This is a genomic window from Pseudomonas sp. SDO5532_S415 (genome assembly GCF_054071155.1).
Genome location: NZ_JBSVWS010000200.1, coordinates 1 through 9,424 on the forward strand (window position 1 = coordinate 1; position 9,424 = coordinate 9,424).

Below are 9,424 nucleotides of genomic sequence, written 5' to 3' on the forward strand. Positions count from 1 at the left end.
ACAGGCGGCCTAAATACCGTAACTGGTGTCCGGAAATACTTGACCAGAACAGGCTTGCCCGCGAAGAGGCCGGTACATGCAGCAGTGATGTTGGCTGACACAACGCCTTCGCGAGCAGGCTCGCTCCCACAGGGGGATAGGGCACATCCGCCAATGACTGTTCAAGGATTTTTCGCCGCCAGCAACGACGCTTCAATTTCCTCGGCGACCAGACCTTCGAGGCGACTCATGTTGCGGTCACGGATGCCTTGCTCCTTGAGCATGGTCACCGTGCGGAACAGGTATTGCGCCGCCGACCCCCAATGCCCTGCCGCGCGGGCCAGGACTTGCGCGACCTTGTCCATCGGCAACTTGCCGGCGTAGGCCTTGCCGTTCCGCGCCGCGACAAAAGCCAGTGCCCGCAGTGGCCCGGACGCCGTTTTCACCGATATCCAGCGCGCCACGTTGGTGGGCGGGTTGGCGTCGATTTCCCGGGCCAGCAACAGACCGATCTGTTTGAAGTGATCCTGCGAGGGCAACCGGTAGGCCAGGCCCTGACAGCTGCCACCGCGATCGAGGGCCAGCATCAGCGCCGGCAATTCGCGAGTGCCGCGCCAGCGGGTCAGGGTCAGGCAGAACGAGCGATGCCAGCCATAAGCGGTGGCGCTGCGGCGCTCGTCGAATTGAAATTCCGGGTTCCAGATCAACGAGCCGTAGGCAAACACCCAGAGATCCTTCGGCGTGTATTCCCGCAGAAGGGCCTCCACCATCGCGTCGACTTCTTGCGGCGTATGCTCGGTGGTGCCGGGGTCAGGCCCGGGGTCGGGCTCGAACCGTTCGACATGGGCGACCAGTTCCGCCGTCAGGTTTCGTCTGGTCGTTTGCCGGGTTTTGCCTGCGTCCATATCCGCCTCTCAATATGGATCCAACTCATCATTGATCAAACTGAAAGACTAGCAGCGCGCAGCAAATTTTCCCGAGCCGAGCGTCACTGCACCGCACTGCTCAAGCCATACAACTGCGGCCGCCGATCCCGGTGCAGGTCATTGCGCTCACTGATGCGCTTGTTACGCGCCTCGGCGAGGTTCAGCGTGGCCAGCAGAATCTGCTCGCCGCCCTGCTCCGCCGGCCCCGCCAACGGATAACCATCGGCATCGACGATCACCGAGCCCTGCACCCAGCCCACGCCGCGCTCATGTCCATAACGGTCACAGGCGGCGATGAACAAGCGGTTGACCGAAGCGTTGGCCTGCACCCGCAAGACCTCCGCCGGACGCTCGGTTTGCGGTCGCGGGCCATCGGGCCAGTTGACCGGTGCACAGATCAGGTCGGCGCCGGCAAGGGCCGGAAGACGTACCCACTCGGGAAACTCCAGGTCGTAGCAGATCAGCACGCCGATCCGCCCGTGGACCGTTTCGATCACCGGCGGCGCAGCATCCCCGGCGCTGAAGATGTCCTTTTCGCCATCCCACAGATGCGCCTTGCGGTACACCGCACGCAAGCCCCGGGCATCGATCAGTGCCGCGCTGTTGGCCAGTTCATCGTCGCCTAGCCGCTCACAGAAACCGCCCACCACGACCACGTTCAACTCCCGAGCCAAGGCCTGCCACAGGCTCAGGATCGGGCCGTCACGGGTTTCACTCAGGGCCAGGGCTTCTTCGCGGTCGGCAAACAGGTAGCCGCTCTGCACCAGTTCCGGCAGCACCACGACCTGGGCGCCCTGCAGCGCCGCCGAGCGGATCGCCCGTTCGGTGAGGGTACGGTTGTAAGCGAGGTCGCCGATTTTCGGTGCCAGTTGGCAGCAGGCGACCAGGGTACTCTTGGCAATACTCAACGCACGGTCTCCGCGGATTGATGGGTCATGGCGACGATGTCGTGCTCGGTGATCGCGTCGATGACCCGGCGTTCGGCTTTCAAGTCCAGCGAACGGCTGAGGATGTAGTAAGTCAGGCCCGACACCACCAGCCCCACCAGCCAGGCGATGTCCACGCCTTCGAGCATGCGCGCCAGCGGGCCGACGAACACTTCCTTGCCGGCCGCGGCATCGTAGATGTAGAAGAACGGCACCATGGCGGCAAAGCCGATCAGGTAGGCGACGATGCCGCGAAATTGCCAGGCACCATAAATGCCCTTCGGCGTGAAGAAATGCGGGATCGCGTAGCGACCTTTGCGCACGAAGAAATAGTCCACCAGATTGACCGCGGTCCACGGCACGAGGAAGTACAGCAGCAACACCAGGAAGGTGTTCAACAGCGCGATGCCGTCACCCTTGATCGACAGCACGCAGGTCAACAGGATGAGGCTGATCACGCTGATCGACAGCACCCGGGCACGGGGTGTCGGGGTGATTTTTTTGATCGAGTCGACACCGGTGAGCAAGGTCAGCATGGCGCTGTAGGTGTTGAGCGCGATGATCGGCAGGAAGCCGGCCACCGATACCACCACCAGCAAATTGCCCAGCCCCGGAATCATCGAAGAGCCGACCTGATTCAACGCCACCAGCGCATCTGCCGCTTTCAGTTCCTGGGCCAGCCAGGCACCGAGGCCGATCATCCAGCTACCCGACAACGAGGCGCCGATGAACACCGCCGCGATCAGTTTCGGCCGGCTGGTGTTTTTCGGCAGGTAACGGGAGTAATCGGATACGTAAGGCGCATAGGAAATGTTGTAGCTGGCGCCGATGGCAAACAACGTGGCGAAGGCAATCCAGCTGAAGCCCAGATCAGTCGCCGGGGTGACGCCTTCGGAACCTGCGCCGAACATCAGGGCGATGGTGACCAGTGCATAGAGCGGCAAGGTCGCCAGCAACGCCCACTTGAAAGCCTTGTGCATCAGGTCGTGCCCGTAGATCGACAGCAACGCACCGATCAGCACCACGACCACGGCGACAATGGTCGGATCAACGCCAAACACATGCTCAAGCCCGTTCATGATCAACGAGATGTTCACCACGTTGAACCCGACGAACACAAACATCGTCGCCATCAACGCCAGGATCACCCCGCGATAGCCGAACTGGGCGCGGGACTGGATCATTTGCGGCAGGCCCATTTCCGGACCTTGTGAGCCGTGGAACGCCATGAAGACAGTGCCGAACATGATGCCCAGCGCACCGGCCAGCAGGGTCCACAGCGCCGACAAGCCAAGGCTTGGCCCGACGAAACCGATGGAGATGGTGAAGAAGTGGAAATTGCCGAGAAACCAGAACGGCCCCTGGCTACTGAGTTTGGCGTGACGTTCGTTTTCCGGGATGTAGTCGATCGAGTGGCCTTCGATGGCCAACCCGCTGCCAGCCTCGGCGGCGTGCGCGGAAAGTGGGGACCCTGACATACGATGGTTCCTATGCAGATGATTGTTTTTGTTGTGGGTGCAGAGGCCGGTTCAACATCCAGATCCGGTGAAACGCCAGAAAAAGCTGACGATGCCCCTGGTTTCCCTGCAATGTATGGCGAAGGCCTGTTCGGTAAAATATTGCAAACACACTGTTCACATAGATCTGTATCTATGTAATCGACTGTCGGGAGCCCCCATGCTGGGAACTGTAACGGAGCTGGATTTGCGCTTGATCCGGGTATTTCTCACGGTCGTCGAGGCCGGCGGGATTTCAGCGGCGCAAACCGCCCTCAACACCACGCAGCCGACCATCAGCGCGCAACTGGCGACGCTGGAGGCACGGGTAGGGTTTCGTTTGTGCGAACGTGGTCGCGGCGGTTTTTCGGTGACGCCCAAGGGTGGCCAGTTCGTCGAGGCCGCGCGACGCCTGCTGGCGGCAGCCGAGGGCTTCCGGGTCGAAGTCCAGCACATCAACCGCAAGGTCTCGGGCAACATCAACATCGGCCTGCTGGGGCAAATCGATCCGGTGGCGAACAAGAAAATCGGCTTGGCCATCGCACGTTTGCGGGCTCGGCATGAAGGCCTGTACTTCCATTTCACCGAACTGTCGTCGTCGCTGCTGGAAGAGAAAATCATCAACAGCCATATCGATCTGGCGATCGGGTATTTCTGGCACCGCTTGCCGAATATCGATTACTTCCCGTTGTTCCAGGAAACCCAGATCGCCTATTGCGCGCCGTCACACCCGTTGTTCGAGCAAGTGGGGGCGCTGACCCGCGAGGATGTCAGCCACTACGACTGGGTCTGGCCGAGCCACCCGTTGCCGGAAATGCCGGCGCCGACGTCAATTGAACGCCTGACCGTACTCACCGACAGCATGGACGGCGCTGCCCTGCTCATCCTGTCGGGTCAACACCTGGGTTTTCTGCCGCAGCACTATGCAGCCCGGCATGAACAGCTGGGGCAGTTGCATCCGCTCAATCCCGAGTTGCTGCGCTATGAGGTGGGCTTTCACGCAGCGGTGCGGCACTCGGCGCGGCAGCGGGATCTGGTCAGTGCTTTTTTGAATGAGTTGATCGACATCTTCGGCTCGCCTTGAACACACAACTCATGTGGGAGCGAGCCTGCTCGCGAAAGCGGTCTTTCAATCACATTGATGTTGGCTGACACGCCGTCTTCGCGAGCAGGCTCGCTCCCACAGGGATTGCGGTGGTTTCAGAATTGGACGTCTTTGGCCGGGATCACGTCAATTCTGGCCACCGAACCACTCAGGTCCGCCCAATCCTTGTTGTGCTCGGCAATGATGTCTTCGGCAGTCACATTGCCATTGTCGACGGTGGAATGCGCGTCGGCGGCCAGCACCACGTCGTAACCCAGTTGATGCGCCTGACGCACGGTGGCGTTCACGCAGTAATCGGTTTGCAGACCACAGATGACCAGGCGTTCGAAGTCTTGCACGGGTACCAGGTTCTGCAGGTTGGTCTGATAGAACGAATCACCGGTGGTTTTACGTACGCGATGATCGTCCGGTGAGGTTTGCAGCCCTTCGGCCAGTTGCCAGCCGGGGGCACCGTGTTTCAACAGATCGCCCTCTTCTTCGTGCTGGATCAGCACCACCGGAACCCCGGCTTTTCTCGCCCGGGCACTGAGGCCGTTGATGGTGTCGATGACGCGCCTGATCTCGAAGCACTCGTATTCGCCGGAACACAGGGCCTGCTGAACGTCGATGATTAACAGTGCGGTGGTCATGATGCCTTCCTTGATGAGTTGAAAAACCAGGGGACAAACATAAGTCTGCCCCCCTTTCAAACACAACCGTCAGTAACCCAGCGACAACCCGGTGTTGCGCCGTGGATCGTTGGCGCCGTAGAAGCGGTTCTTGCCCACCGGTTTGCCCTCCAGCGACGGAGCCCCGACGAGGATCGCCGCCAGGTGGTTGGCGTCCTGGGGACCGGCAAACTTGTGGCCCCAGCTTTCGAGAAGCTTCACCGTGTCCGGGCTGGTAGTAAAGTTCTCCAGGTTGGTTTCCTCGGGCAGCCATTGCTGGTGGAAACGCGGCGCATCGACCGCTTCCTGAATGTTCATGCCGTAGTCGATCACGTTGAGCATGGTCAGCAAGGTCGCGGTGATGATGCGGCTGCCGCCGGGCGTGCCGACGACCATCACCACTTTGCCGTCCTTGGTGACGATGGTCGGGCTCATGGACGACAGCGGCGCCTTGCCGGGGGCGATGGCGTTGGCTTCGCCCTGCACCAGGCCGTACATGTTCGGCACGCCGACTTTCGAGGTGAAGTCGTCCATCTCATCGTTGAGGATGACCCCGGTCTTGCTGGCCATGACCCCGGCACCGAACCAGTCGTTGAGGGTGTAGGTCACCGACACCGCATTGCCCCATTTGTCGACGATGGAGTAATGGGTGGTGTTGCTGCCTTCATGGGGCGCCACGCCAGGCTTGAGATCCTTGGAGACGCCGGCCTTTTGCGGCTGGATGGCTTGGCGCAGTTGGGTGGCGTAGTTTTTGTCGAGCAGGTGGGCGATCGGGTTTTTCACGAAGTCCGGATCACCCAGGTAGCTGTTGCGATCGACATAGGCGTGACGCATCGCTTCGATCTGGTAGTGCATACCCTGGGCCGAGTGATAGCCCAGATCCTTCATCGGATAGCCTTCGAGGATGTTCAGGATCTGGCAGATCACCACGCCGCCGGAACTCGGTGGGGGTGCCGAAACCACGTGGTAGCCGCGGTAGTCGCATTCGATCGGCGCCAGTTCACGGGTCTTGTACTTGTCGAGGTCGGCTTGGCTGATGATGCCCTTGTTGGCCTGGCTGGAGGTGACGATGGCGTCAGCCACCCAGCCTTTGTAGAAACCGTCGCTGCCTTTCTCGGAAATTTCCCGCAGGGTTTTGCCGAGGTCTTTCTGCACCAGTTTCTGCCCGACCTGCATCGGTTCGCCGTTGCTCAGGAAGATCGAGCCGGAATCCTTCATGTCCTTCTTGAACACGTCGGTGGCGTACTCCAGCAACTCGACATCGCCCTGCTCCAGCACGAAACCGTCTTCGGCGAGCTTGATGGCCGGGGCGATGACTTCCTTGCGGGGCTTGGTGCCGTATTTGCTCAGGGCCAGTTCCATGCCGGAGACGGTGCCCGGCACGCCGACGGCCAGGTGACCGCGGGTGCTCAAGTCCGGAATGACATTGCCCGCCTTGTCGAGGTACATGTCGGCAGTGGCCGCCAGCGGGGCTTTTTCGCGGAAATCGAGGAAGGTCTTGCGGCCATCGGCCAGCTGAATGGTCATGAAACCGCCGCCGCCCAGGTTGCCCGCCGCGGGATACACCACCGCCAGCGCATACCCCACCGCGACCGCAGCATCGACGGCGTTGCCGCCGTTCTTCAGCACATCCACACCCACGTGACTGGCCAGATGCTGCGCGGTGACCACCATGCCGTTTTCGGCCGCGACCGGCGCCACGGAGGCTGCGTGGGCCATGAGGCAGCTGAGCGCCAATGAGGTCGCGATCAGCGATTTGGCAAAAGGTTCGTACTTCATGAGTCAGTCTCTTTTTGTTTTTAAGTAGGAAAACGCATCAAGAGCAGTACGCAGTATGGTCGGGATTGCGTATTGCGCCTCCCCGGCGAGGCAGTATGCTTAACGCCTGTTCAGCACATCGGCGAAGTCTGCGGCATGACCTACACGTACCTCACCCTCGCGTCACCGGTCGGCGAATTGAAGCTGGTGGCGAACGGTTCACGACTGGCGGCCATCCTCTGGGAAAACGACAAACCCGGCCGGGTGCGCCTCGGTCCGATGAGCGAAGCGCCGGACAACCCGATCCTGATGCGCACCGCCCGGCAACTGCGCGAATACTTCGCCGGCACGCGCCAGCGTTTCGAACTGGAGCTGGATTTTGCCGGCACGGAATTTCAGAAGAAGGTCTGGGCAGCGTTGCTGACCATTCCATTCGGCGAGACCCGCAGCTACAGCCAGATCGCCGAACAGATCGGCAACCCGAGCGCGGTGCGGGCGGTGGGTGCGGCGAATGGTAAAAATCCGATCTCGATCATTGCGCCGTGTCATCGGGTGATTGGTGCGTCGGGGAAACTGACGGGGTTTGCCGGTGGGCTGGAGGCGAAGGAGATGTTGCTGACGCTGGAAGGATGCGAGTGGACGGGCGCCAGCAGGACGGGCGATTTATTTTCGAACTGACTGGCCCCGCTTCTGTGGCGAGGGAGCTTGCTCCCGTTCCAGTGCGTAGCACTGGCAAAAATCATCAATTGCTTTCGATAATTCAGGGCCGCTTCGCAGCCCGACGCGAGCAAGCTCGCTCGCCACATGGGATATGGGGTTAGCCCTCGAAGATGTTTTTCATCGAGGCGTATTGCAGCAGCATGATGGTCTTCGCGTCGCAGATCTCCCCGCGATAGAAAGCTTCCAGCGCTTTATCGAACGACCACTCCAGCACTTCCAGTTCTTCGGTTTCCTCCTCCAGTCCGCCACCATCACTGACCTTTGAAGTCGCATCATATTCAGCGATGAAGAAGTGCAGTTTCTCCGTCACCGAGCCTGGGCTCATGTAAGACTCGAACACTTTCTGCACATGGTGTACGCGATAGCCGGTTTCCTCTTCGGCTTCGGCGCGGATGCGCTCTTCGGGCGCAGCACCGTCGAGCAATCCAGCCGCCACTTCGATCAGCAAGCCGTCATGCCCGTTGACGAACACCGGCAGGCGGAATTGCCGGGTCAGTACCACGGTTTTCCTTGCGCGGTTGTACAAGAGAATCGCCGCGCCGTTGCCACGGTCGTAGACTTCCCGGGTCTGGCGTTGCCATTCACCATTATTGCGTTGGTAATCGAAAGTGATTTTTTTCAGCAGGTACCAGTCGTGGGACAACACCTGGGACTCGAGGATGTTGACCCGCTCGGCTGTGTTGGACATGAAAACGCATCCTGTTTTTTCAGTGAATCGACATCTTAGGTGAAAACGCCCGGCGCTGGCCTCCTCAAGTAAGCTGCGCTTTGTATTCCTTCACATACTGGTTCGCCAGCGTCTCCTTCTGCTTGTCGTCGAGCAACTTGCCGGCCATCTGGAAGAACTTCTGCTCTTCCTCCTCGAGGTGATGGTGGACCTTTTCGGATAGTTTTTTCGCCGTCGCCAACCAGGCCGGGCTGGACATCTCGGTCTCGTCCAGCTCCTCCATCATTTCATCCATTTCGTGATGCTCGGCGATCGCATGGCGGCTGAGGTCGACGCCGTTGTCGAACTCCATCAGCGGGATGTAGAAATGCCGTTCCTCAGCGGTTTCGTGAGCCTGCAGTTCGGACTTCAGCTGTTTGTAAGCCTCGACCCGCTCCGGGGTGTCGCCGCTGGTCTTGATCAGTGCTTTGGCATAGGTACGTTGGCGCTCGTGGCTTTCGCGCAAGGCTTCGAAAATATTCACGGAGTGTCCTCATCGGCCGCGTTCTGGAATGACGCTTCTTGAGGCTAGACATCCGCGCGCAGGCGACGGTTCCACTTCTACCGGGGGGATGGATCAATCGCCATGACCAAGATAGGCTGCGACTTCACTGCATAAGGATATAGTCATGACCTTGCGTATCGAGCTGACACAAAGCCCCACGAATGAAGAACGCGAGGCGATCCTGGCCCCGTTGCGTGACTACAACACCTTGCAGGCGGGACCGGGGAACTCCGAATTGATCGCGCTGCTGGTCCGTGGTGAAAACGACGAAATTCTCGGCGGACTCTACGCGCGCATGCTTTATCAGTGGCTGTTCATCGAACTGCTGTCGGTACCGGAACAGGCGCGTGGACAAGGTATGGGTTCGAAGCTGATGCAGATGGCCGAAGACCTGGCGCGGGAAAAGGGCTGCGTTGGGGTCTGGCTCGATACCTTCGACTTCCAGGCACCGGATTTCTACAAGAAGCACGGCTACAGCGAGCTGGGCCAGATCGTCGACTACCCGCCGGGGCACAAGCGCTTCTTCTTCCAGAAGCGCCTGTCTGATCACAACAAATAAAACTGTGGGAGCGAGCCTGCTCGCGAAAGCGATTTCACATTCAACAATGATGTTGAACGAACCAACACCCTCGCGAACAGAATCGCTCCCAAAAGGA

At 60.0% G+C, this 9,424-nt stretch carries 10 protein-coding genes; 3 read left to right on the forward strand and 7 right to left on the reverse strand.

What is annotated here, in order from left to right:
* Positions 1-161: 161 nt before the first annotated feature.
* The 3 genes from ACW9HW_RS26690 to ACW9HW_RS26700 form a co-directional block, all read right to left on the reverse strand.
* Positions 162-884, reverse strand: coding sequence for a gamma-glutamylcyclotransferase (locus ACW9HW_RS26690; protein ID WP_457402282.1), 723 nt, complete (start codon positions 882-884; stop codon positions 162-164).
* A gap of 83 nt (positions 885-967) precedes the next feature.
* Complete coding sequence (locus ACW9HW_RS26695) at positions 968-1,813, reverse strand: nitrilase family protein (protein ID WP_457402284.1); 846 nt, start codon at positions 1,811-1,813, stop codon at positions 968-970.
* Complete coding sequence (locus ACW9HW_RS26700; RefSeq protein ID WP_457402287.1) at positions 1,810-3,309, reverse strand: purine-cytosine permease family protein; 1,500 nt, start codon at positions 3,307-3,309, stop codon at positions 1,810-1,812. The genes ACW9HW_RS26695 and ACW9HW_RS26700 overlap by 4 nt, the downstream gene beginning before the upstream one ends.
* Positions 3,310-3,508: 199 nt before the next feature.
* On the opposite strand from ACW9HW_RS26700, the gene ACW9HW_RS26705 reads away from it, so the two are divergent.
* Positions 3,509-4,411 (forward strand): LysR family transcriptional regulator, encoded by a 903-nt coding sequence (locus ACW9HW_RS26705; RefSeq protein WP_095192681.1) that lies wholly within the window; start codon positions 3,509-3,511, stop codon positions 4,409-4,411.
* Positions 4,412-4,527: 116 nt separating this feature from the next.
* Here ACW9HW_RS26705 and ACW9HW_RS26710 read toward each other — a convergent pair whose 3' ends face one another.
* Together ACW9HW_RS26710 and ggt are read right to left on the reverse strand one after the other, a co-directional pair.
* Complete coding sequence (locus tag ACW9HW_RS26710) at positions 4,528-5,061, reverse strand: cysteine hydrolase family protein (RefSeq protein ID WP_095192682.1); 534 nt, start codon at positions 5,059-5,061, stop codon at positions 4,528-4,530.
* Positions 5,062-5,130: 69 nt separating this feature from the next.
* A complete protein-coding gene (ggt, locus tag ACW9HW_RS26715) occupies positions 5,131-6,858 on the reverse strand; it encodes a gamma-glutamyltransferase (protein ID WP_095192683.1) in 1,728 nt (575 codons plus the stop codon).
* 135 nt (positions 6,859-6,993) lie between these two features.
* Between ggt and ACW9HW_RS26720 the strand changes: the two genes are divergently transcribed.
* On the forward strand, positions 6,994-7,515 hold the full coding sequence (locus tag ACW9HW_RS26720; protein WP_457402290.1) for a methylated-DNA--[protein]-cysteine S-methyltransferase: 522 nt from the start codon (positions 6,994-6,996) through the stop codon (positions 7,513-7,515).
* Between the two features lie 139 nt (positions 7,516-7,654).
* Here ACW9HW_RS26720 and ACW9HW_RS26725 read toward each other — a convergent pair whose 3' ends face one another.
* On the reverse strand, positions 7,655-8,245 hold the full coding sequence (locus ACW9HW_RS26725) for an NUDIX domain-containing protein (protein WP_457402292.1): 591 nt from the start codon (positions 8,243-8,245) through the stop codon (positions 7,655-7,657).
* A gap of 64 nt (positions 8,246-8,309) precedes the next feature.
* The gene (locus tag ACW9HW_RS26730; protein ID WP_095192686.1) at positions 8,310-8,747 is read right to left on the reverse strand and encodes a hemerythrin domain-containing protein; all 438 of its coding nucleotides are present in this window, start codon (positions 8,745-8,747) and stop codon (positions 8,310-8,312) included.
* 145 nt (positions 8,748-8,892) lie between these two features.
* Between ACW9HW_RS26730 and ACW9HW_RS26735 the strand changes: the two genes are divergently transcribed.
* A complete protein-coding gene (locus tag ACW9HW_RS26735; RefSeq protein ID WP_457402295.1) occupies positions 8,893-9,327 on the forward strand; it encodes a GNAT family N-acetyltransferase in 435 nt (144 codons plus the stop codon).
* The last annotated feature ends 97 nt before the right edge of the window (positions 9,328-9,424 follow it).

Excerpts from the sequence above, each read along its gene's own strand:
- ACW9HW_RS26690 (WP_457402282.1), bottom strand. The coding sequence starts at position 884 with ATGGACGCAGGCAAAACCCGGCAAACGACCAGACGAAACCTGACGGCG.
- ACW9HW_RS26700 (WP_457402287.1), bottom strand. The coding sequence starts at position 3,309 with ATGTCAGGGTCCCCACTTTCCGCGCACGCCGCCGAGGCTGGCAGCGGG.
- ACW9HW_RS26705 (WP_095192681.1), top strand. The coding sequence starts at position 3,509 with ATGCTGGGAACTGTAACGGAGCTGGATTTGCGCTTGATCCGGGTATTT.
- ACW9HW_RS26710 (WP_095192682.1), bottom strand. The coding sequence starts at position 5,061 with ATGACCACCGCACTGTTAATCATCGACGTTCAGCAGGCCCTGTGTTCC.
- ggt (WP_095192683.1), bottom strand. The coding sequence starts at position 6,858 with ATGAAGTACGAACCTTTTGCCAAATCGCTGATCGCGACCTCATTGGCG.
- ACW9HW_RS26720 (WP_457402290.1), top strand. The coding sequence starts at position 6,994 with ATGACCTACACGTACCTCACCCTCGCGTCACCGGTCGGCGAATTGAAG.
- ACW9HW_RS26725 (WP_457402292.1), bottom strand. The coding sequence starts at position 8,245 with ATGTCCAACACAGCCGAGCGGGTCAACATCCTCGAGTCCCAGGTGTTG.
- ACW9HW_RS26735 (WP_457402295.1), top strand. The coding sequence starts at position 8,893 with ATGACCTTGCGTATCGAGCTGACACAAAGCCCCACGAATGAAGAACGC.